This window comes from Acinetobacter terrestris, assembly GCF_004331155.1.
Taxonomy (GTDB): Bacteria; Pseudomonadota; Gammaproteobacteria; order Pseudomonadales; family Moraxellaceae; genus Acinetobacter; species Acinetobacter terrestris.
Genome location: NZ_SJNZ01000016.1, coordinates 57,331 through 80,528, shown reverse-complemented (window position 1 = coordinate 80,528; position 23,198 = coordinate 57,331). Strand labels below are relative to the sequence as shown.

Sequence of the window (23,198 nt, the reverse complement as noted above, 5' to 3'; positions counted from 1 at the left end):
TTATGATTCAGAGCATATTCGTGAAGTCGCTCGTAATCATAGGATGACTCCTATTATTCCAAGAAAATCAAACAGCAAAAAACCAAATATAGACTTTGATCACTACCTCTATCGTCTAAGGCATCTTGTTGAAAATGCCTTTGCCCGATTAAAGCATTTTCGTGGTATTGCCACTCGTTTTGAAAAGTTGGCTCGTAATTATAAGTCCATGTTGTTCTTGGCTTGTTTGTTTATTTGGTGCAAAGCCAAATGAGGACACGCCCTAGAGTTGTGAGTTTGGTGTGGTAACCCAACTGATGGCTCTAGTCTTCTTATTTTTCAAGTCAATTTCTTATCCGCGATTCGGGTTAACGATAAGTCAGCTTCATTTATTTAGTCAGAACATTATTCAAACATTTCACTTATCCAAGGAATCATTTTTTTATTGACCTATTAATGGATGAATTTCCATCACATGATGGTGTCAGTAAAGTTTTACTAAATGAAATTGATCAATTAACACCCAGTAGATACAAAAGTTGAATAAAATTCATCTTGGAAAATATTTAATGAAAAATATAATTATTTTAAATTGATATTTTGTGACTGTTTTTATTGCTTACATACGATGGATGAACTGATCTAAAAACAATGATGCAACACAATTTATTTGAATTAATAGTTTGATAATGATCATTATTTTAATATAAAAAATTTAATAAATAATCATAGCAATAATATTTATCCCCCAACAAATACGCTTTTACTCACTGACTAAATCTATGCGCTATAAAAATTTTTATATCGGAAATTCCAACTTTAAAGCCGAATTTCTTCCGCTTATCAGTTTTTTAGATGCATATATCAATTAAAAAGTCGTGAAATTGAAATAATTTCAGTCATTTTGGTCGTGTAGAACTAGTCCAAAAGTCTAACTCGATGTAACATATCGGGTCTTTAAAATTAACTGTGATAGGGCTTATGCGCGAGTACGCTGTATTTACCTCGGAATCTGTAAGCGAAGGTCATCCGGATAAAATGGCTGACCAAATCAGTGACGCTATTTTGGATGCAATCTTAACAGAAGACCCATATGCACGGGTTGCTTGTGAAACGCTTGTCAAAACGGGTGCGGTAGTACTTGCCGGTGAAATCACAACAACTGCAAATGTTGACTTCGAAGCAATTGTACGTCAAACCGTAAATGGAATTGGTTATCACCATTCTGACTTGGGCTTTGATGGTTCAACCTGTGCTGTCATCAACATGATTGGTAAACAATCTCCTGAAATTGCTCAAGGTGTGGACCGTCAAAAACCTGAAGATCAAGGTGCTGGCGACCAAGGCCTGATGTTTGGTTATGCAAGCCGTGAAACTGACGTTTTAATGCCTGCCCCTATTTCTTATGCACATCGCTTAATGGAAAAACAGGCTGAACTACGCCGTAACGGCCGTTTACCTTGGTTACGTCCAGATGCGAAAAGTCAGGTGACTTTTGCCTATGAAAATGGCATGCCGGTTCGTTTAGACGCGGTGGTACTCTCTACTCAACACGATCCTGAAATTTCACAAGCAAATCTTAAAGAAGCTGTGATTGAAGAAATCGTGAAGAAAGTGATTCCTGCTGAAATGTTCCATGCAGACACCAAATTCCACATCAACCCAACCGGGATGTTTGTGATTGGTGGTCCTGTAGGTGACTGCGGATTAACTGGCCGTAAAATCATTGTAGATACTTACGGTGGTATGGCGCGTCATGGCGGTGGTGCTTTCTCTGGTAAAGATCCATCTAAAGTTGACCGTTCTGCTGCGTATGCAGGCCGTTATGTAGCGAAAAACATTGTTGCTGCCGGTCTGGCTGATAAATGTGAAATTCAGGTGTCTTATGCAATTGGTGTTGCAGAGCCAACTTCTATTTCAATCAATACTTTCAATACTGCAAAAGTATCTGAAGAATTGATCATTGCATTGGTACGTGAACATTTTGACTTACGTCCATACGGTATTACCCGTATGCTTGACCTGATTCAACCGATGTACAAGCAAACTGCTGCTTATGGCCACTTTGGTCGTCAAGGTTCAGACACTGCATTTACATGGGAAAAAACCGATAAAGTGGAAGCGCTTAAAGCCTCTGCCGGACTGTAATTTTTTTCATAAAAAAGCCCACATTTGTGGGCTTTTTTTTGGGTAAAACTCATTATTTTGGTTTCCCTCCCTGTTGTAGCACGTCTAATAATGAAATTTGTACAGGCGTTTCTTGATGATCCTGTAAATAGACATGCACGATTTTAAAAATGATGACTGCTGCAAGGCAGGTCAAAACGCAAAAAATCCAGAAACCATAGGGACTTTTAATATTATGTGAACCGCAATTTGTACATTCTTTATGATGGGTTGACTCAACAACCTGATCACAACACGCACAATGATATTGATATAGCATAGCTATGCTCCTACATTACGCACATTCTTGTTTTTATATTTCCATCCTATTATTTGATGGAGGGTAATATCGATAAAATCTTATGTGACTATTTATTAAGATACAAGTCTAGTTATCAATAACTAAAATATACCCAAAAGAAGCGTTTCTCCAAGTCTTTTTATAAGTTATTCATTTATATAAAAAATTAATTATTTGATTCAATTTAAAATACATCATTTGTAACACAATCCAATAAAACTAGTTTTGAAGATGAAAATTACCAGAACTGTATACCGCTGACCTTTTTAGGTAAAATGGCAGGTAATAATCTGGAGTGTATGATGGTTCAACTGATTAAAAAAGGGGGTTTACGCGAACGTGCCAACCGTAGCCGCAGCTATAAAGGTTCAGAAAATACTGAAGCGACCTTAAAACCCAATCGCTATTCTCAAGGCGAAAAAAATGAGGAAGTCAGCACTGCTACTCCCCCCTCCACACAGATCACTGATGAGTCCATTAAAAAAGACTAAAACATCGCGAATGCATCAAGCCCTAACCAGATGGCAAAAATCAGGAATAATCCTCCCGAAATAATATCGATATAACTTCCTGAACGCTGATAGGCAGCTTTGATTTTTGGCATCGACATAATTAGCATGAACAATGCAAAAACCAGAAAGGTCTGGATTGGAATAATCACTGCAAGCTGAGTTTTTAAATGCGCGGATGCGGATGAACTTAAGGCCAAAGAAAATACACTGCTAAAATAAATCAGGGTCTTAGGATTGGATAAATTGGTCAATAATCCCAATAAAAAGTGATTTTTAGATTCAGCTGCAGCGAGTTGTTGAGTCTCATCCAGATTGGTTTCTTGCTTCAGGGTTTTTAAACCGCCATTCAACATGGCCCAACCCATGCGCGCCAGAAACACGCCACCCAGCAACATTAAAACCTGTTGTATCCATGGAAATTGCTGCATCAGCACAGTAAAGCCAAGCAGGGTCAGTACCACCCAGACTACAATACCGACTGAAATACCCAAAATAATTTTTAAGGTATTTGCCCTTGAAGTCGAGGCTGAACTTTTAGCAATTAGTAAAACGTCCGGCCCGGGGCTAAGCTGTGCAACAAAATGCAGTGCACAAATGGTCAAAAGCAATGACATAGAAGGAGGGAAGATTTTTAAAAAATGTATTATATCGTTTGTTTAATTTTTTGCATGCTTTAACGACTTGCCCATCATACAAATATTAAAACCATAAAAAAGCCGAATCATCAGGATTCGGCTTTTAAATTAACTTTTAAAAATATGGATTAATAAACTTATTTATTCACATCTTTCATTTCAATTTTTTTCGCATCTGGCGTTACTTCGCGTGCTTCACCATCAATAATGCTAGCGTCATGACGCGGTGCACCACCTTGCTGCTGTTGCATATCCTGCATTTGACGCATCATATCCGCAAATGGGTTTTGACCCTGCGCACCGCCGCCCATGCCATTCATGCCACCCATCATTTTATCCATCATGATTTGCTGGCGTTTTGCCATGGTTTTCATCATGGCATTTTTAAATACATTTTGAACCGCTGGAATCAAAATCAGCACAGCCAGGACATCGGTGATTAAGCCCGGGATAAGCAGGAACAAGCCTGCCAGAATTTTTGGCAGATTTCCGGTTAATGCAGGATCGCCACTCATTTGTCCCATGCGCATTTGCTGCATCTGAGGCATTAGACCTGCCGAGTACTTACGAATCAGGTTGATCCCGATAAAAAAGGCTGCAACAAACCAGAAAAATACATACCACATACTGCCGACGAGGTCACCCACGCCAATCCAGACAAAAACTTCGAGGATTAAGCCAGCCAAAACAATAAGAAATAATTTCATAAAAATTAATCAAATCTCAATAAAATAAATAGGGTGCAATATTCAAGCGCTTAATCTCGATCAAGCTTTTTTGATACGCTTATGTAACAATATGGGCATTATTCTATTTTTAAAGTCTTTATATGTCATTAATTATTGGTATCGATCCGGGTTCACGCATGACAGGCTACGGTATTATCGAAAAAGATGGGCAAAAATTGACTTTTGTAGATGCAGGAACCATTCGTACCGAAACCCCGGAAATGCCTGAACGCTTAAAACGAATTTTTGCAGGTGTAGAACGTATTGTTAAATTTCATGGTCCGACCGAAGCCGCAGTCGAACAGGTCTTTATGGCAGTGAATCCTGACTCTGCACTCAAGCTTGGTCAAGCGCGCGGCGCTGCCATAGCCGCGTTGGTGAATTTAGATTTACAAGTCGCTGAATATACCGCACGACAGATTAAACAGTCCGTGGTGGGTTATGGTGCGGCAGATAAAGAACAAGTTCAGATGATGGTGATGCGCATTTTAAATTTAAGCATTAAACCGCAACAAGATGCTGCCGATGCTTTAGCCGCCGCAATTTGCCATGCGCATGCTTCAGGCAGCATGAGTAAAATGGCGGTACTCAATGCCTTAGGCGGTATGGCACGCGGTCGTAGCCGTACCAGCAGAAGACGCTAAACTGAATTTTATAAATACGGCGCGAAATCTTTACGCATTTCACCCATCGAGGGTTGCTTGGGATAAGTAAAAGTGACTCTCCGGCCAAAGTTTCTTATATTCTTTTTCTGATCGGGATCAATCCGGATCAAAACCAGTTCCTCAGGTTGATTGCGAGAGTTCATTTCGCAAATCATAATGGTTTGATTCCTTTCAACGACTGTATATTTCGTGAATTCTTTTTGCACAATGTCTTTAAATGACGCATTACTTGAGCGACTAGAATTCCCGCCCCGTTGTGTGTAAATCACCATCACAATACAAATTATGATCACAATTGCGACGACCAGATATTTATCCATCCTTCCCTTCTTATATTTTTATCAATGTTCTATTTATCGCAACATTTGAAATGTGACAGAATCCTGTGCGTGCTCAAATTCGCTTTGAATGATCTTTGAAACCTCGGCACGTGATGGACCAATATAACTCCGCTCGACGATTGCACGGAGCTGATTTTCTGTACCCACAATAACGGCTTCAACTTCACCGCTGTCCAGATTCTTTACATAGCCTTTGATTTCCAATGCTAAAGCTTGCTGTTCAAACCAGCGGCGATAGCCGACACCTTGCACTTTGCCATGAATGGTTAACTTAATCGCCTTATTCATCATGACTCCGATTGACCACATGATAAACCGCTGCATTCATATGATGTGCCTGCAGACCACGCATTCCTTTAATCGCCAACCAGTCCCCGGCCAAAGCATGTAAAGTGACAATTTCATGCAGATGAATTTTTCCGGAAAATTGCGCCTTTAAACTGGCGACCATGCCTGCCAGCACATCGCCCATACCACCGGTTCCCATCCCTGCATTGCCTTTCGTGCAAATCCACAGCTGATCTTCTAAAATTAAACTGCCTGCACCTTTAAGCACCCATTGTCCGGCATACTTTTCCTGAAGTTGATGAATCGCTGCAATGCGGTCATGTTCAATCTGTTTCACCGAACAATTTAAAAGCTTTGCCGCTTCACCCGGATGCGGTGTTGCATAAGAATCTGCTTTTAATACTTCAGGATGCTCCGCTAGGAACCATAAAGCATCGGCATCCAGCACCACATGTAAATGTTCAGCCGTGTTGACCTTCGGAAACCATTTAAAATATTGCTGTTCTGACCAGCTATCTCGCCCGAGTCCCATACCAAAACTGACCGCATCCACATGCGCTAATAATTGTTGAGTCTCAATTTCGCTCAAGGCATTGATATCACGCAGCATAATATTCGGTGAACGTGCCAAAATTGCCATGTGATGTTTTTCATGACAGACAATCGTGACTTTTCCGGCTCCTGCACTAAAGGCAGATTCTGCCGCCATCATCACCGCACCGCCCATATCCGCATGTCCGCCCACAACCAGTACATGACCATAACTGCCCTTATGCCCAAAAGCTTCACGTTGTGGAAGTGAAATAGAGGGTGCTGAAAGTTGCGCGACTGGATTTAAATCTTCATCTGCAGGAATCAGGGAAATGACATCTACTTGCCCTGCAAACTCTTTGCCTTGTCCAGTAAATAACCCCGCTTTTAAGCCTAAAACTGAATAGGTGTAATCCGCTTTGATCGCACATGGTAATGGCTGACCGCTATTGGACTGCAAGCCGCTCGGAACATCAATGGCAATTTTTAAAGCAGATTGTGCATTAATACTTTGAATAATCTGTTGCCAATCCGGACTGAGTTCACGATTTAAGCCAATACCAAATAAGGCATCGATATAGCAGTCATATTGTTTTTGAAACTCAAAACCTGAATGGATTTTTATTTCTGCAGCGACCGCTTCTTGATACGCATGATGTAAATCTGCTGAAGGTCCTAATTCAGCGGCATAAATCTCGACTTTAAAACCGGCTTGTTTTAAATATTTAGCCGTTAAATATCCATCACCTGCATTATTACCTTGCCCGCAACACAGCGCGATTGTTTTTATTTGATGTTGCTTAAAAATGGGGACCAGCCGCTGCGCAATCATCCACGCGACTTGCTGCATCAAGGCATAAGAACCGTTTTGCTTGGCAAACCAGCGTTGCTCCCATGCTTGAATACTTTGGCTCAAATAAACTGGGCTATGATAAACTGGCTGACGCATTGTTCTTCCCTTCTTATTAAATTATGGCAACATCCACAGCGTCACAGAAAATACCTTTAGATCAAACTGATCCTGAAGCGCTAAAAGCGTGGATTAAAGCTCAAGCTTTGGCATTAGGTTTTAGCGATTGTGTCATCGCAAAACCGGATGCTCAAGCAGAATTGCCACGTTTTCAAGAATATTTAAAGCGTGGCTATCATGGTGATATGAAGTTTCTGGAAGAAAATTTAGAAAAACGTGCTGATCCAACTCTACTGGTTCCCGGCACCAAAAGCATTATTTGCGTACGAATGAATTATTTGGTAGAAACCCCTAAACCGCGTTATGTCCCAGATGAGCCTAATGCCGCCATTATTGCACGCTATGCCCGTGGTCGCGATTACCATAAAACCATGCGCGGCCGCTTAAAAACTTTAGCCAGCATCATTCGTGAAAAGGTTGGAGATTTTGAATCCCGTCCTTTTGCTGACTCTGCGCCGGTATTTGAAAAATCTCTAGCAGAAAGTGCAGGTATGGGCTGGACCGGTAAACACACCTTATTGATTCATAAAAAATCAGGTTCCTTTTTTGTTTTAGGTGAACTTTTCACTTCGCTGGATTTACCCTTTGATTCGCCTGCAACCCAGCATTGCGGTTCTTGCACAGCCTGTATCGATATTTGTCCAACTCAGGCTATTGTTGAACCTTATATGTTGGATGCGCGTAAATGTATTGCTTATTTAACTATTGAATATAAAGGCATCATTGCTGAAGAATTACGTCGTGGCATTGGTAATCGTGTATTTGGCTGTGACGATTGTCAGTTGATTTGTCCATGGAATAGTTTTGCCAAGAAAGCCACGATTGACGATTTTAATCCCCGACATGGTTTAGATCAGATCAATTTACTGGATTTATGGCACTGGGATGAACCAACCTTTTTAGCCAACACTGAAGGCAGTCCAATACGTCGTACCGGTTATCAAAGTTTTATGCGAAATATTGCGATTGGTTTAGGAAATGCACCATTTTCTGATGAAGTTATTGAAACTTTAAAGCAAACACGTGAGTTACATGATGAGATTGTGCAAGTCCATATCGATTGGGCAATTCAGGAACAAGTGACTAAATCTAATCAGGGGCTTAACTTATTGTAAGATATTTTCCTACATTTCACTTTTCTAGATATGCGCAAAGTTTTATTCTTATAAAAAAATTAGCGTCCAGTTCAGTACAAAATGAAAAATACCACAAAAAACTTTGCAACTATATTTACAGCAATTCAAGTTATTTTGTAACTAAATATACAATCTTATAATTATCAAATTTATTTTAAATTAATCGATAGATACCATCAAATTTGGCTTTTTATGCCTTTCGATTTCACATAAATTGGGTATGATAAAAAATAATAAATAATGATGATTATGGATTTTCACCAATGAATGTACGTAATGACTGGACACGTGAAGAAATTCAGGCTTTATATAATCAGCCTTTTTTAGATTTAGTTTTTGAAGCACAGCGCATTCATCGAGAACACTTTGATCCAAATACCATCCAAGTCAGCACATTGCTTTCAATTAAAACAGGTAAATGCCCTGAAGATTGCAAGTATTGCTCACAGTCAGCACGTTATGACTCAAAACTAGAAGCTGAAAAACGTATAGCGGTCGATAAAGTGATTCAAGAAGCCAAGGAAGCGCTGGCTTCAGGTTCTTCACGTTTTTGTATGGGTGCAGCTTGGCGTAATCCACATGAACGCGATATGCCTTATGTCTTAGAAATGGTCAGTGAAGTGAAAGCACTTGGCTTAGAAACCTGCATGACTTTAGGGATGCTCAATCAATCACAAGCTGAACGCCTGAGTGAAGCGGGTTTAGACTATTACAATCATAACCTCGATACCTCTCGTGAATATTATCCCAATGTGATTACCACACGCTCTTATGATGATCGCTTAAATACCTTGGACCATGTCCGTCAAGCGGGCATGAAAGTCTGTAGTGGCGGGATTGTGGGCTTAGGTGAAAACAGTAAAGATCGGATTGGTCTTTTGTACGAACTCGCAACCTTGCCGATTCACCCAGAATCTGTGCCCATCAACATGCTCGTCCCGATTGAAGGTACGCCGCTTGCAGATGTAGAAAAACTTGATATAACCGAATGGATTCGTACCATTGCCGTGGCACGTATTATTATGCCAAAGAGTTATATTCGTCTTTCTGCAGGTCGCGAGTCTCTATCTGATGCTGATCAGGCTTTGGCCTTCATGGCGGGTGCAAACTCATTGTTCTCGGGTGAAAAGCTGTTGACCACCCCGAATGCGGGTGAAGGTAAAGACAAACAGTTATTTGATAAATTAGGCTTGGTTGCAGAAAAAGCCAAACCAAGTATTAAAGAATTATCAGTAGATGCCATGACAGGTTAAATGGTTTATTCTGATCATTGATAAAAAGCCCTGAATGGGCTTTTTTCTGCGGAAAAGGATTCTGCCATATTATTCTGACAATTTTTTCTGCAACATTAATCTGCCAAATTATTCTGCAACATTACTTTGCCACATTAATCTGCCAAACTATCCTACAAAGTTATGTGCAGTAATTAAAATGCCATAACTCGCATTCAGATAATCTCCCACCCGAATGATGTCCATACCATTGGCATGCTGCACCGCCAATTCTTGAGTAATGGCATCATAGGTGAATGAGTCAAAACTGTCTTGATGATGACACAACCAGCTTAATGTATCTTGCAGATGCTCATCCACAATGTAAGTTTTTGCTTTAAAGTCTTTGTTCATTGGCCTTAGCCTTGCCTAAGTAAAAAGTTTTACTGAGCAATTATTACTAATTTTGCGCTGAAAACAAAGAAGTGAGCATAAAGCCCACTTCTTTGTTATACATAGAATTCAATTAAAGCGGCTTATCTCCACACTTTCTGCATTCCTTATAATGTTCCCCAATTTCTTCCATGTGCTCATATTCATAGACATGTAAACAAAATAATTTCATAAGCAATTGAAGCATTTTCTAAACTCCCTTTTTGATTGTTTTTAAAAGTCATTTTTTTTAAATACATTTCTTCCTGAAACTACAATGTGATTAAAAAAACATCACAGCTCTTTATTACCACATTTTTTTGAAAATTCAAATAACTTTGCAATAATTTTTGAAGTTATTACAAAATAAAGCCTGAATTAATACACACTTAAGTAATGACTTATTCTTGATCCCAAGTTAAATAAAATCATTAAAATCCTTATAAATAAAAAGGTTGATGAAACTCAATATTGGGTAGATATACAAAGAAGAGAAGCGTTCATTCGCCTGTTGTATTTAAAATATTATGTTGGCAAATACCAAAAAATAAGCCGGATGATTTGAGTCATTCGGCTTATTGCGGATATGCAGACGCTTAGAATAGAAAATAGAATGGAACTTCTTGAATACATTTCATTTTAGATCAATAGTATAGGAGCAATCCCTTTATATTGATGATTGCTCCCGCCTGCATCATTTCTATTTTGCTACAGCTACAAACTTCTGGCGTGCTGCATGGAGCTTTTTATAGCTGTCGATTAAACGTAAATGACGGTCTAAGCCTTCCAGTTTCATACTGGTTTCAGTTAAACCATGGAAGCGGATACTGCCATCCATAGAACCAATCACGGCATCCATACGTTCATCACCAAACATACGACGGAAATTGGTTTCATAATCATCCAAATCCATGTCATCATCGAGTTCAACTTCAAGAACGACATTTAAGCATTGGTAGAATAAACCGCGTTCAACCGTATTGGTGTTGTATTGCAGGAACTGTTCAACCAAGTCTTTCGCTTCTTCAAATTGCTGTAAGGCAATATAAATGAGGAGCTTCAGTTCCAGAATAGTCAGCTGTCCCCAAACGGTATTATCATCAAATTCAATACCAATCAAGGTCACGATATCGGTGTAATCGTCGGACTCACATTCTTCTAGACGCTCAACCAAAGCTTCAAGTTGTTGATCATCCAAACGATGGATATTTAAGATATCTTCTCGGAACTGAAGCGCTTTATTGGTATTGTCCCAGATAAGGTCTTCAACCAGATAAATTTCCGAATAACCCGGCACCAAGATCCGGCAAGCTGTTGCACCTAAATGCTGATACACCGCCATATAGACTTCTTTGCCCATCTCTTCGAGAATAGAAAACATGGTTGCCGCTTCTTCCGCATTGGCATTTTCACCTTCAGAGGTGAAATCCCATTCAACAAATTCATACTCAGCTTTTGAGCTAAAGAAACGCCAAGACACCAGACCGCTTGAATCGATAAAGTGCTCTACGAAGTTATTCGGTTCAGTGACTGCATTGCTGCTAAAGGTGGGTTTTGGTAGATCATTCAGACCTTCAAAACTACGGCCTTGTAATAGTTCAGTCAGGCTGCGCTCTAAAGCCACTTCCAGTTTTGGATGTGCCCCAAAAGAAGCAAAGACTCCACCAGTACGGGGATTCATCAAGGTCACGCACATCACTGGATATTTACCACCCAAAGAGGCATCTTTGACCAAGACCGGGAAGCCTTGCTCTTCCAAACCTTTAATGCCTGCCACAATGCCTGGATATTTCGCCAATACATCTTCTGGCACATCTGGAAGGGCTATCTCGCCTTCTAAAATTTCACGTTTCACCGCACGTTCAAAAATTTCAGACAAACATTGTACTTGCGCTTCGGCCAAGGTATTCCCGGCACTCATACCGTTACTTAAGTACAAGTTTTCAATCAGGTTCGAGGGGAAATAAACCACTTCATCATCGGACTGACGCACGAATGGCAATGAACAGATTCCACGCTCGGTATTGCCCGAGTTGGTGTCATACAAATGCGTACCGAGCAGTTCACCTTCAGGATTGTAAATCTCTAAAGTATATTCATCCAAAATTTCTTTTGGCAATTCATCTTGTGGACCCGGCTTAAACCATTTTTCATCTGGATAATGTACAAATTCAGCATTGGCAATGTCTTGACCCCAAAACTGATCGTTGTAGAAGAAGTTACAGTTGAGACGTTCAATGAATTCACCGAGTGCCGAAGCTAACGCACTTTCTTTGGTTGAACCCTTCCCGTTGGTAAAGCACATTGGTGATTGTGCATCACGAACATGTAAAGACCACACATTCGGCACAATGTTACGCCATGAAGCAATTTCAATCTTCATGCCAAGACCAGCCAAAATGCCTGACATATTGGCAATGGTTTCTTCTAATGGCAGATCTTTACCGGGAATAAAGGTACTGCTTTCTGACGCTAAACTTGGCATCAATAAAGCTTGCGCATCAGCATCAATGCTTTCCACTTCTTCAATGATAAATTCAGGACCGGTTTGAATCACTTTTTTTACGGTACAACGGTCGATTGAACGCAAAATACCCTGGCGGTCTTTTTCTGAAATGTCCGCAGGTAATTCCACCTGAATTTTAAAAATTTGTTTATAGCGGTTTTCTGGATCTACGATGTTGTTTTGCGACAGACGAATATTATCAGTCGGAATATCACGCGCTGCACAATATACCTTGACAAAGTAGGCAGCACATAAAGCAGAAGATGCAAGAAAATAATCGAATGGGCCTGGTGCTGAACCATCACCTTTATAACGAATTGGTTGGTCGGCAATTACCGTAAAATCATCGAACTTGGCTTCTTGTCGAAGGTTGTCGAGATAATTGACCTTAATTTCCATGTTGGCACCTAAATATTCTTATGAGCCACTGCGGACCCATAAGATTCTAAATTGAAACATAAGCCGAATCACGGAAAGAATTGACTTAAAAAAAGAGTAACTCGCATCATCCGTTTGGTGACCACACTGAACGTCCGACACTTGTAATGATGAGCGATATTATAGAGTGATTTGCTTAGATTGATAACTTTTGTCTGTCTTTACAGACGATTTATAAAAAATGCTTAAAACAAGAATAACTTAGATAAAGCTTTTGATTGGCTCTTAATCATTTCTACATTGAGATACATAAACTGAGCTTTAGAACATGTATCAATCGTTATATTTATGATTGAGGATATACAGGAGGTATTTCCATAATGAAGTTAAAAAAGCAATAAAAAACCCCTAATTCCTTTAGAATTAAGGGTTTGAGATTCATATGAGTGCATATGAATATATAATTTGGTGGGCCCAGACAGACTTGAACTGTCGACCAACGGATTATGAGTCCGCTGCTCTAACCAACTGAGCTATAGGCCCTGATAAGCTGAATTTGTTATATATCAACAAGTTCAAGCGAGGCAATACTAACGAAGATTTTTTCAAAAAACAAGCATTTTTGCTTGCAGTTGCACACTAACACAACAATTGTTTTTATCACTTATTTTATCGCTTGTTTTTTTCATAAATTCTTAATTTATCGCTAAAATTAAAAGTAGATTTTTTTCTATTTTAGAAATACATTCATTCAATAAAACCACATTCACTATCACATAAGAAGCTTGAATGCTGAACAATACAACATGATAAAATGATGACTTAATTATACTTATAAGGTCTTAATTAATCATTCAACCCTTATTTTTAAATAGAGATTTAAAAATTGAATCGAGCAATTAATTCTTTGAAAAATTTAATTTTCAGCTCACTTCAGAACCAAAATTGCGTTTTTTACGAGATTCCAAGCGAATTTCGATTAAAGACCATACAACAACCAGCATAAACAACCCAAACGCCAATAGAAAAGTCGAAAAATACATCATTCTTTTCAATCCTCATTAAACAGAAGCGAAGTTGAACAATTTGTTCAGAAGCTTTTATCTTCGACAAAAGTCTAATAGGTATTTTTTGATCTGAATAGCTGTTTTTAGTCATTATTAAGTCTTAATTTATATTGAATGATACATTTTATATACTTATTAACACCTATTTATATATAAAAACAATTAATGCGACCATTTCCCAAAACTATATACAAAATATTTATTTGTACACTTTAAACACATAGCCTCTTGACTATAAATACGAACAAGCAGAAATTAGCTGACTTTCGAATTGTCTAATTTCCTCCTATGTTAAAAAAATTTCTTGGTGAATCTGCATTTAAACTTGCGGGATGGACTTATCATGTTGAACCCGATGTACTTGAGAATAAACAAGTCATTGTTGGCTTTGAACACACCTCAATGATGGATGCAGTTCTCTCGCTTGCCCTGTTCCAAATTTTTGATATGAAAATTCATACCCTGATTAAAAAAGAATTATTTAAGGGGCCGATGAAACCATTATTAGAGGCCATTGGCGGGATTGCAGTCGATCGTAAATCCAATAAAGATATCGTGTCATTAATGGTTGAGCATTTTCAGCAAAATGAAAAATTCAATCTGGTGATTGCACCTGAAGCCACCCGTGCAAAAACAGGTGAAACCAGAAGACCGATTCGTACCGGCTTTTGGCATATCGCCAAAGCAGCGGGTGTTCCTATTGTTTTAATGTATGCCAATTCCAATACTAAGCAAGGCGGCATTCTAGGCAAAATATATCCAACTGAAATCAATCATGACCTGGCTTTGCTTAAACAGCTCTATAAAGATAAGGTAGGTTTGGATATTGTGATACCAGAACCTAAAAACTAAGTGATATTTGTATAAAAACTCAAAAGCCAGCCCTTTCTAAGAAAAAAGGGCTTATGGTAGAATTTAACATATTCGATTAGGCATAAAGCCAATCTACAAGGAGCATATTTCGCATGGCGGGTCATTCCAAGTGGGCCAACATTAAGCATCGCAAAGCAAAACAAGATGCGAGCCGTGGTAAAGTTTTTACCAAATATATTCGTGAATTAACAACTGCTGCAAAACTCGGCGGCCCAGATGTGGGAAGTAACCCGCGTCTACGTGCTGTTGTCGAAAAAGCACTGTCTGTAAATATGACACGTGATGTGATCAACCGTGCTATTCAACGTGGTGCGGGTGGTGATGATAATGACGAGTTAAAAGAAGTCACTTATGAAGGTTATGGTGTTGGTGGCGTAGCTGTTCTGGTCGAAACAATGACTGACAATTTAAACCGTACCGTACCTGACGTTCGTCATTGCTTCTCTAAAACCAATGGTAACTTAGGTACCGCAGGTTCAGTGGCTTACCTGTTTACCAAACGTGGTGAAATTACTTTTGAAGATGTTTCTTTAGAAGATAAAATCATGGACGTGGCTTTAGAAGCAGGCGCTGAAGATATTGAAGTGAGTGAAGATGAAATTTTAGTCATTACCACGCCTGAATCATTCGGTGATGTACAGGATGCTTTATCTGCTGCCGGTCTTAAGTCTGACAACGCTGAAGTTGTGATGAGTCCATCCACTAAAGCAGAAATCACAGATATTGATCAAGCCAAAATGATTTTGAAAATGATTGATATGTTTGAAGATCTAGATGATGTTCAAAACGTTTATACCAACGTAGAATTTTCAGATGAAGTTTTAGAACAGTTGGATGCTTAATTGCATTCACCCGTTTTACATCTGTTACAAAAAACGCACCGCATGGTGCGTTTTTTATCTTCAAAACACGAAATGAATGAGAGGCTCAATTGTTAAAATTATAGACTAAATAAAATCTGTTACACCCGGTTAAGTAAGCCACTACAGTTCAACACGTTATATTCTTTAATCACAAAGCTCGAATGCAGTGCTACGACATGCTCAATTTTACCAATACGTTTTAAAAGAATTTCACTATAATTTTCCATATCTTTTGCGACCACTTCGACAATAAAATCGGCAGATTGACCGGTCACTAAAAAGGCATTAATCACTTCCGGAATATTTTCTAATTCTTCTAAAAATTTGGCAAAAGTATCGGTATCATGTTTGTTTAAAGACACTTGTAATAAGACATGCAGACTAAAACCCAACTTGGCATAGTTAATATCACGCTTTAAATGGGTCATGATCTTGGCTTCAATCAGATGCTTGATCCGCCGATGCACAGAACTCACTGAAAGATTAATCCGTTCTGAAAGTTCATTTAAATTCACGTCTTCCTGATTTAAAATTTCCAGGATTTGTTTATCAAAACGATCCAATTCCATTTTTATGCTCTTTCTCAATAATCAATAGATGCGCAAAATATTGCGCCCTCTCTGTTATACAATAATTATTTATTTTCACAAAATTTTAATATTTTGAAAATATTTTCCAAAAGATTAGAAAACTCATAAAGAAAGTTTTGATTCATTCTGCGTTAGATTACCACTGGTCATTTAATTGTAAAAAATGACCAGTGGTAATATTGATTAAATCTTTATTTTTAAATCATTTAAATTTAGGACGAACTTTACAATCAGACTGATCCGTTAGAGTATCCGCATACCATGACCGCCTATCTTTTACATGTGTATAGAAATAGATTAAAAGAATAGCGCTCTAGCAAAATAAAAATAGCGCATTTAAAAAAAATATATATTACACAAGGAATGGTCATGGCTTCTCTACTTTTAAGCTTGATAAAAACCAAGTTGAGTCCTGTCTTAACTGCCGAAACGCAAACTAAAAGCCTATTAGGTGGCTTATTCGGTGGAAGTACATCAGGCACCATCAGCAATATTATTAGCAATCTGACGGGATCGACTACTCAACCTTCAGTTAGCTCATTATTAAATAACCTCCTCTCTGGAAGTAATCTAAGTACAACAAATCTCAGCACATTATTAAGTCAGTTTTCTGGTTCAAATGCGTCTAGTCTAAATATTCAAAACCTGATCAGCAGTTTGACTCAATCAAATGGCGGTAGTTTCAGCATTGCTCAAATTACCAATTTATTGGATGGGCTGCTAAGTAGTAATAATAGCAAGCTTGATATTGGAGCCATTTCTCAACTGGTCGGTGGCTTGATCGGCGGCAATACCGGTAATATTGATATTGCTAAAATCGCACAGCTGGTCGGTGGCTTAATCGGCGGTTCAAGCAATATCGATATTGGCGCGATTGCCGGTCTGGTCGGTAACCTGATTGGTGGCAATGGCGAGATTGATATCGCACAAATTGCTCAACTGGTTGGTGGCTTAATCGGCGGTTCAAGCAATATCGACATTGGCGCGATTGCCGGTCTGGTCGGTAACCTGATTGGCGGTAATGGTGATATCGATATCGCACAAATTGCTCAACTGGTCGGCGGATTAATTGGTGGCTCAAGCAACATTGACATTGGCGCAATTGCCGGTCTGGTCGGTAACCTGATTGGCGGCAATGGCGAGATTGATATCGCCCAGATTGCACAGCTGGTCGGCGGATTAATCGGCGGTTCAAGCAACATCGACATTGGCGCGATTGCCGGTCTGGTCGGTAACCTGATTGGTGGTAATGGCGAGATTGATATCGCTCAGATTGCTCAACTGGTCGGTGGCTTAATTGGTGGCTCGAGTAATATCGACATTGGCGCAATTGCGGGTCTGGTTGGTAACCTGATTGGTGGTAATGGCGATATTGATATCGCTCAGATCGCACAACTGGTCGGCGGATTAATCGGCGGTTCAAGCAACATCGACATTGGCGCAATTGCTGGTCTGGTTAGCAACTTGATTGGCGGCAATGGTGATATCGACATCGCTCAGATTGCTCAACTGGTCGGTGGATTAATCGGCGGTTCAAGCAACATCGACGTTGCAGCCCTCACAGACTTGCTTGGTAGTCTGAGTGAAGGTAGCTTGAATGGTATAGACTTGAGTGGATTATTGGGTAATCTCAATAATGACAGCAGTCTGGATCTCGGTGGTATTATCGAAGGTATTTCATCTGCTTCAAACAGTGTTGATTTTGATGGTCTCACTGAAGATGCGGGTCAATTGACTGGCGATGCCCCGACAACTTTACTCAGCGTTGCTGATTTATTCCAAGGCAACAGTAGTTTAGGCAACATTGATTTAGGCAATATTGCGCCAGGTATCAACGACTCAACTCAACCAATTCTGGGTAACAGTACGCTGCCAAGTTATGATGCAGCATCTCTACCGCCAGCAACACCAAGTTTGGAACTTGAACAGCCGATTGTATTTGGTTAAGTCTTTTGGATAAGTCATTTAACGAGCAAAAAAATACGCGCTATAGAGCGCGTATTTTTATAAATCCGGTTTAAACACCACGCCAGTCCACGCGGGCATTGCGTTCAGTTTTATAGACACGCAGCACATATTGCCCAATCGGCAATTCAGTTAAAGTCTCTTTATATTTTTTAAATTCTTCAGACCACACTTCGCCATGCTCTTTTTCCCACGGTGTACCGGGAATTTCCAGAAGTGGAGCGAGCATCGAACAGACAGCAATATCAGCCAGACCTAAACGCTCACCAACAAAATAGCGACCATGATTTTCAATCAGGCGCTGGTTCAGAAGCTCAATTAAAGCATCCATTCGTTGTTTAGACTCAGCCACTTTATCAGCATTCAGTTGGTAGCCTTTTGAAAGCAATGCTTTGATAACCGGTTTTGAATATTTTTCAAATTGACGTAAATAGCCTTTTTCACCAATCAAAATATCGAGTGATTCTTCACTTTGGGATAATGTATGCGCCAAGCCCCAGCGACGCACATGCATCCCCAATTCTGTGGCTTGCTGATTAATTCCTAAAGCCAGCTCGCGCTGTTGTAAATCAGCCCGTAGCAAAGAATGTTCTGGATAAACTTCATCTAGATACAATGCAATTTCAGTTGAATCGGCAATCCAGCGGTCTTGGTCACGTAAAATCGGTAAACGGTTTTGTCCGGTTTTTAATTGTGCAAATGCACGATGCACACCCGGGATCAGATTATGAGCCACATACTCCAACTCTTTATGATCGAGCAACCAGCGAGCTTTCTCACAAAAATGAGATAAAGGAAACTGGTATAAAGTTCGCATAACATCTCCGCAGTTATTTTTTAGTTCAGGTTATAAAAATAACCAACGACCTTAGTCGGATACTTTAGTCACCCTGCCCTATAAATACAATGGACTTTGTATTCAAAAGCGTAAGGACATTACCCATTGCCAGATTGTTTATTTTTATACATATTTTTGTCTTGATTATCTTTAAAGCAGATAAACCCCTAAATTAAAGTCAAAATAAAACACAAACAAAACCAAATCATGTTGATTTTTAAACACTTAACATATTCATTTTGTTTCAAAAACTAGCACTTTTTATCCTAAAGATCATTTTTCATAAGCTTTGCAAAAGCAATTGCTTAATTTTGAATTCGATTACTTGTAGCGTTTCGATATCTATTTAAGGTGTCGTTATGTCTCATCTAATTTCTGACAATGTTCATGTGGTTAAAAATGGCCAAGATGCAATTAATGCAGCATACCAGGTTGCAGATTTTGCTTTGGAAGGCCGTAATGAACGTGATCAAAAACGTCAATTACCCTTTGCTGAAATTGATTTATTCAGTCAAAAAGGCTTAGGCGGAATTCGCATTCCACAAAATTTTGGCGGTGCATTTGTCTCCAATAAAACTTTGGCGCATGTTTTCCGCATTATCAATAAAGCCGATTCCAGCGTGGGTCAAATTCCACAAAACCAGATTGCCCTGCTCAACATGATTAACATTATGGGTACGGAACAGCAAAAAACGTTTATTTTTAATGAAATTTTACAAGGCAAACGCTTGGCCAATGGCGGTCCAGAACGCAACACAAAAGATACCAAAACATTAAATACGCTTTTAACCATTGAAGATGGTCATTATTTTCTAGATGGCGAAAAGTTTTATTCTACAGGCAGCAGTTTTGCACACTGGCTCGCAATCAAGGCCATTCACCCTGAAGGTCATGTGGTTCTGGTGGTGGTCGATCATCAAGCGACTGGCGTTGAAGTGGTAGATAACTGGAATGGTTTTGGTCAGCGCACCACCTCAAGCGGCACAGTTAAACTCAATTATGTTGAAGTCGATCCATTTTTAATTTTTGATGAACGCTTACTCGGCAATGCACCAAACTATCGGGGTGCTTTCTCACAGCTGATGCAAGTGGCTATTGATGTCGGCATTGCAGAAGCGGCATTTTCCGACACGCTCAGTGCGGTACAAAAAGCCCGTCCGATTGTGGATGCCAATGTCGAAAAAGCCAGCCTTGAACATTACACCCTGCAAGAAGTCGGCAAGTCGAATGTATTACTCGATGCTGCCATATTGTTACTGGATGAAGCAGCGGAATATTTAGACGAACTCGATCAACTTAATGCCGTAACCGAGGAACAAGCAGCAAAAGCGTCAATTTTAGTCGCTGAAGCAAAAATCTATGCCAATGATGCTGCCTTGCACATTTCGGAAAAACTCCTCGAACTCGGCGGCAGCCGTTCAAGTTTAAGTCAACATAATCTAGATCAACATTGGCGCAATGCCCGTGTGCATACCTTACATGACCCGGTACGTTGGAAATTGCATGCTTTAGGTGACTATTACCTCAATCATAAACTTCCTGCCCGTCACGCCTGGATTTAAGGAATAAAAACATGACTTCATATCAAGAACTTAGCCAGTCTCAGGCACAACAACTGGCGCATGCACATATTATTCAGTCGGATGCTGAAGCGCTGGAAATTGCACGTGCTTTAGCAGACCAGTTTAAACATCATGCTGTGCAACGTGATGCTGAACGTCTTCTGCCCTTTGAAGAAATTGAGGCGTACAGCCAATCCGGCTTATGGGCGATGACTGTGCCTAAGCAATATGGTGGCGCAGAAGTATCCAGCTATACCGTGGCTCAAGTCATTGCGCTCATGAGTGGTGTCGATGGTTCGATCGGACAAATTCCACAAAATCATTTTTATGGCCTGGAAATTTTACGTAATACAGGCACAGAACAACAAAAGCAAAAACTCTATGCCGAAGTTTTAAAAGGTGCACGTTTTGGTAATGCGTTAGCAGAATTTAAAACCAAGAATGCTGCACAAAAGCAAACCGCAATTAGCTCCACTGAACACGGTTTCTTGGTCAATGGTGAAAAGTTTTATTGCACCGGCAGCTTATTTTCACATCGCATCCCAACCTTGGTGAAAGACGAACATGGCCGTGAATTTCTGGCTTTTATTCCTCGTGAAAGTGAAGGTCTGGAATTAGTAGATGACTGGTCTGGTTTTGGACAGCGCACCACAGGTAGTGGCACCGTTAAATTTAATAATGTTTTCGTTGAAGCTGAAGATGTTATTCCATTTGATACTGCGTATTCACAGCCGACGATTTCAGGACCCTTTGCACAAATTATGCATGCCGCGATTGAAACCGGTATTGCACGTGCTGCATTTGAAGAAACTCTGATTCGCGTGCGTCAAGCACGTCCATGGATCGATTCAGGTGTCGACAAAGCCACAGCTGATCCGCTCACCCTGTTTGAATTGGGCCGCATCGTTACCGATGTCCGTGCATCGGAAGTGTTACTGAAACAGGCAGCGCGTTCTATTGATGCTGCTAAGCCACAACCTACCGTTGAAAATATCGCTAAAGCTTCAATCAATGTCGCAAAGGTGCGTGCTCACAGTACTGAAACAGCGTTGAAAGCATCCTCAAAACTGATTGAACTTGCCGGTAGCCGTGGCAGCCAACGTGAAGATGGACTAGACCGTTTCTGGCGCAATGCCCGTGTACATACCCTACACGACGCTTCACGCTGGAAATATTATTTCATTGCCAATCATGTATTAAACGGTGTATTGCCACCACGTCGAGGGACATTGTAATGACAACGACCTCAACGCCAAATGCAGCGAAGAAAATCCTGCTCAATGCTTTCGACATGAACTGTGTCGGTCATATCAATCATGGTTTATGGACGCATCCTCGTGATGAATCACACCGTTTTAATGAACTCAGTTATTGGACAGACTTGGCTCAAACATTAGAACAAGGTCTGTTTGATGGTTTATTTATTGCCGACATTACTGGTGTTTATGATGTTTATCAAAATGACATTGACCTCACTTTAAAAGAGTCGATTCAATTACCAAGCCATGATCCGACAACCTTGGTTTCAGCCATGGCTGCGGTAACCCAAAATTTAGGTTTTGGGATCACGGTTAATTTAAGTTATGAATCACCCTACCAATTTGCACGTCGCTTTGCCAGTCTGGATCATCTCACCAATGGACGTATTGGCTGGAATATTGTCACTGGTTACTTAGACAGTGCACAACGTCTGATTGGTGAAAAAGGCTTGAAAGACCACGACCTGCGTTATGAACAAGCAGAAGAATTTTTACAACTTTGCTATAAATTCTGGGAAGGCTCTTGGGAAAACGATGCGGTCTTAAAAGATAAGCAGAATCGTATTTTTACCGATCCAGCTAAAGTTCATCCGGTTCAGCATCAAGGTCAGTTTTACCAAAGTCAGGGTGTATTTCAGGTTTCACCATCAATTCAACGCACCCCGGTTTTATTCCAGGCAGGTGCGTCTCCTCGTGGTTTAGCTTTTGCGACTCAGCATGCAGAAGGCATGTTCATTGGTGGCGATCAACCTGAAAAAATTAAAAAGCAGGTCGATCAAATTCGTCAGCAGGCCACCGAACAAGGACGCGATCCAGAAGCAATTAAAATCTTTGTTGGTATTACCGTAGTGACTGCTGAAACCGATGACTTGGCACAACAAAAACTGGATGAATACATCTCTTATGCCAGTCCTGAAGCGGGTCTCGCCCACTTCTCGAGTTCAGTCGGTATCGATCTGTCTAAATTTGCCGATGATGAAGCCATTCCCTATCAAAAGACCAATAGCATTGCTTCAGTCAACAATAAGTTCAAGGAACAAAAAATCACTAAAAATGATTTAAAAGCACAGCATGTACTCGGTGGACGTTATCCCTTAATTGTCGGCAGTGGTGCGACTGTTGCTGAAAAACTGATTCAACTAATGGATGAAACAGGAATCGATGGTTTCAATCTAACCCGTACCGTTGCACCTGAATCGCACCATGATTTTATTCGACTGGTGATTCCTGAATTACAACAACGCGGCCGTTATAAAATAGCATATGAACACGGCAGTTTAAGACACAAACTTTTTCAGCAAGGCGACCAACTGTCTGCCTCACACCCTGTTCAGAAATTTCGATGTCAAAGCTCCGCCTCAACTTCGAATTCCAACTTAGACCAAAAACAATCCGCATAAAT

At 40.1% G+C, this 23,198-nt stretch carries 23 protein-coding genes and 1 tRNA gene; 12 read left to right on the top strand and 12 right to left on the bottom strand.

All coding sequences use genetic code 11. The features are described from left to right. Both E0H81_RS10535 and metK read left to right on the top strand, forming a co-directional pair. Window positions 1-253, top strand: a 253-nt coding sequence (locus E0H81_RS10535) for a transposase (RefSeq protein WP_165492616.1), incomplete at its 5' end; no start/stop codon positions are given. 707 nt (window positions 254-960) lie between these two features. Beyond that, window positions 961-2,127 carry a methionine adenosyltransferase gene (metK, locus tag E0H81_RS10530; RefSeq protein WP_131266614.1) on the top strand — a complete coding sequence of 389 codons (1,167 nt, stop codon included), beginning with the start codon at window positions 961-963 and terminating at the stop codon, window positions 2,125-2,127. Window positions 2,128-2,179: 52 nt separating this feature from the next. Here the strand turns inward: metK and E0H81_RS10525 are convergent, their stop codons facing one another. Then, window positions 2,180-2,425: a hypothetical protein gene (locus E0H81_RS10525; RefSeq protein WP_131318743.1), complete on the bottom strand. Its 246-nt coding sequence runs from the start codon at window positions 2,423-2,425 to the stop codon at window positions 2,180-2,182. Window positions 2,426-2,748: 323 nt separating this feature from the next. Here E0H81_RS10525 and E0H81_RS10520 point away from each other — a divergent pair, with 323 nt between their 5' ends. Further along, window positions 2,749-2,937, top strand: coding sequence for a hypothetical protein (locus tag E0H81_RS10520; protein ID WP_131318741.1), 189 nt, complete (start codon window positions 2,749-2,751; stop codon window positions 2,935-2,937). Here E0H81_RS10520 and E0H81_RS10515 read toward each other — a convergent pair. Then, window positions 2,934-3,572, bottom strand: coding sequence for a LysE family transporter (locus E0H81_RS10515; protein WP_131318739.1), 639 nt, complete (start codon window positions 3,570-3,572; stop codon window positions 2,934-2,936). The genes E0H81_RS10520 and E0H81_RS10515 overlap by 4 nt on opposite strands. 158 nt (window positions 3,573-3,730) lie before the next feature. Then, window positions 3,731-4,300: an FxsA family protein gene (locus tag E0H81_RS10510; protein WP_131318737.1), complete on the bottom strand. Its 570-nt coding sequence runs from the start codon at window positions 4,298-4,300 to the stop codon at window positions 3,731-3,733. Window positions 4,301-4,422: 122 nt separating this feature from the next. Here E0H81_RS10510 and ruvC point away from each other — a divergent pair, with 122 nt between their 5' ends. Further along, window positions 4,423-4,965 (top strand): crossover junction endodeoxyribonuclease RuvC, encoded by a 543-nt coding sequence (ruvC, locus tag E0H81_RS10505; RefSeq protein ID WP_131266622.1) that lies wholly within the window; start codon window positions 4,423-4,425, stop codon window positions 4,963-4,965. A gap of 8 nt (window positions 4,966-4,973) precedes the next feature. Here ruvC and E0H81_RS10500 read toward each other — a convergent pair whose 3' ends face one another. The 3 genes from E0H81_RS10500 to E0H81_RS10490 are packed head-to-tail and all read right to left on the bottom strand — an operon-like array spanning window position 4,974 to window position 7,095. Then, window positions 4,974-5,306 (bottom strand): hypothetical protein, encoded by a 333-nt coding sequence (locus E0H81_RS10500; protein WP_131318735.1) that lies wholly within the window; start codon window positions 5,304-5,306, stop codon window positions 4,974-4,976. Between the two features lie 33 nt (window positions 5,307-5,339). After that, window positions 5,340-5,636, bottom strand: coding sequence for an acylphosphatase (locus tag E0H81_RS10495; protein ID WP_244926534.1), 297 nt, complete (start codon window positions 5,634-5,636; stop codon window positions 5,340-5,342). Continuing rightward, on the bottom strand, window positions 5,608-7,095 hold the full coding sequence (locus E0H81_RS10490) for an NAD(P)H-hydrate dehydratase (RefSeq protein ID WP_131318733.1): 1,488 nt from the start codon (window positions 7,093-7,095) through the stop codon (window positions 5,608-5,610). The genes E0H81_RS10495 and E0H81_RS10490 overlap by 29 nt, the downstream gene beginning before the upstream one ends. Window positions 7,096-7,118: 23 nt before the next feature. Between E0H81_RS10490 and queG the strand changes: the two genes are divergently transcribed. Together queG and bioB are read left to right on the top strand one after the other, a co-directional pair. Continuing rightward, the gene (queG, locus tag E0H81_RS10485; protein ID WP_131318731.1) at window positions 7,119-8,231 is read left to right on the top strand and encodes a tRNA epoxyqueuosine(34) reductase QueG; all 1,113 of its coding nucleotides are present in this window, start codon (window positions 7,119-7,121) and stop codon (window positions 8,229-8,231) included. Window positions 8,232-8,515: 284 nt separating this feature from the next. Beyond that, window positions 8,516-9,505 (top strand): biotin synthase BioB, encoded by a 990-nt coding sequence (bioB, locus tag E0H81_RS10480; protein WP_131318729.1) that lies wholly within the window; start codon window positions 8,516-8,518, stop codon window positions 9,503-9,505. A 147-nt stretch (window positions 9,506-9,652) separates the two neighbouring features. Here the strand turns inward: bioB and E0H81_RS10475 are convergent, their stop codons facing one another. From E0H81_RS10475 to E0H81_RS16340, 4 genes are all read right to left on the bottom strand, one after another. Next, on the bottom strand, window positions 9,653-9,877 hold the full coding sequence (locus E0H81_RS10475; protein WP_131318727.1) for a hypothetical protein: 225 nt from the start codon (window positions 9,875-9,877) through the stop codon (window positions 9,653-9,655). Window positions 9,878-10,595: 718 nt separating this feature from the next. Then, window positions 10,596-12,800 (bottom strand): OsmC domain/YcaO domain-containing protein, encoded by a 2,205-nt coding sequence (locus E0H81_RS10470; protein ID WP_131318725.1) that lies wholly within the window; start codon window positions 12,798-12,800, stop codon window positions 10,596-10,598. 445 nt (window positions 12,801-13,245) lie between these two features. After that, window positions 13,246-13,322: transfer RNA gene (locus E0H81_RS10465), tRNA-Ile, on the bottom strand. Window positions 13,323-13,702: 380 nt separating this feature from the next. Further along, entirely contained in the window at window positions 13,703-13,825 is a 123-nt protein-coding gene (locus tag E0H81_RS16340) for a hypothetical protein (protein WP_280526101.1), read from the bottom strand. Window positions 13,826-14,134: 309 nt separating this feature from the next. On the opposite strand from E0H81_RS16340, the gene E0H81_RS10460 reads away from it, so the two are divergent. Both E0H81_RS10460 and E0H81_RS10455 read left to right on the top strand, forming a co-directional pair. Then, the gene (locus tag E0H81_RS10460) at window positions 14,135-14,698 is read left to right on the top strand and encodes a 1-acyl-sn-glycerol-3-phosphate acyltransferase (protein ID WP_131318723.1); all 564 of its coding nucleotides are present in this window, start codon (window positions 14,135-14,137) and stop codon (window positions 14,696-14,698) included. A 113-nt stretch (window positions 14,699-14,811) separates the two neighbouring features. Continuing rightward, complete coding sequence (locus E0H81_RS10455) at window positions 14,812-15,561, top strand: YebC/PmpR family DNA-binding transcriptional regulator (protein ID WP_131318721.1); 750 nt, start codon at window positions 14,812-14,814, stop codon at window positions 15,559-15,561. A gap of 119 nt (window positions 15,562-15,680) precedes the next feature. Here the strand turns inward: E0H81_RS10455 and E0H81_RS10450 are convergent, their stop codons facing one another. Then, window positions 15,681-16,151, bottom strand: a complete 471-nt coding sequence (locus E0H81_RS10450) for an Lrp/AsnC family transcriptional regulator (protein WP_131267823.1) — start codon at window positions 16,149-16,151, stop codon at window positions 15,681-15,683. A gap of 390 nt (window positions 16,152-16,541) precedes the next feature. On the opposite strand from E0H81_RS10450, the gene E0H81_RS10445 reads away from it, so the two are divergent. Continuing rightward, the gene (locus E0H81_RS10445; RefSeq protein ID WP_244926533.1) at window positions 16,542-18,119 is read left to right on the top strand and encodes a beta strand repeat-containing protein; all 1,578 of its coding nucleotides are present in this window, start codon (window positions 16,542-16,544) and stop codon (window positions 18,117-18,119) included. Window positions 18,120-18,189: 70 nt separating this feature from the next. Here E0H81_RS10445 and E0H81_RS10440 read toward each other — a convergent pair whose 3' ends face one another. Next, window positions 18,190-18,954, bottom strand: a complete 765-nt coding sequence (locus E0H81_RS10440; RefSeq protein WP_131318719.1) for a glutathione S-transferase family protein — start codon at window positions 18,952-18,954, stop codon at window positions 18,190-18,192. Between the two features lie 380 nt (window positions 18,955-19,334). On the opposite strand from E0H81_RS10440, the gene E0H81_RS10435 reads away from it, so the two are divergent. From E0H81_RS10435 to E0H81_RS10425, 3 genes are read left to right on the top strand one after another with little or no spacing between them, the layout of a single operon-like run. Then, window positions 19,335-20,537, top strand: a complete 1,203-nt coding sequence (locus E0H81_RS10435) for an SfnB family sulfur acquisition oxidoreductase (RefSeq protein WP_131318717.1) — start codon at window positions 19,335-19,337, stop codon at window positions 20,535-20,537. 11 nt (window positions 20,538-20,548) lie between these two features. After that, on the top strand, window positions 20,549-21,772 hold the full coding sequence (locus E0H81_RS10430) for an SfnB family sulfur acquisition oxidoreductase (protein WP_131318715.1): 1,224 nt from the start codon (window positions 20,549-20,551) through the stop codon (window positions 21,770-21,772). Then, window positions 21,772-23,196: an LLM class flavin-dependent oxidoreductase gene (locus tag E0H81_RS10425; RefSeq protein ID WP_131318714.1), complete on the top strand. Its 1,425-nt coding sequence runs from the start codon at window positions 21,772-21,774 to the stop codon at window positions 23,194-23,196. Before E0H81_RS10430 ends, E0H81_RS10425 begins: the two co-directional genes overlap by 1 nt. Window positions 23,197-23,198: the final 2 nt, after the last annotated feature.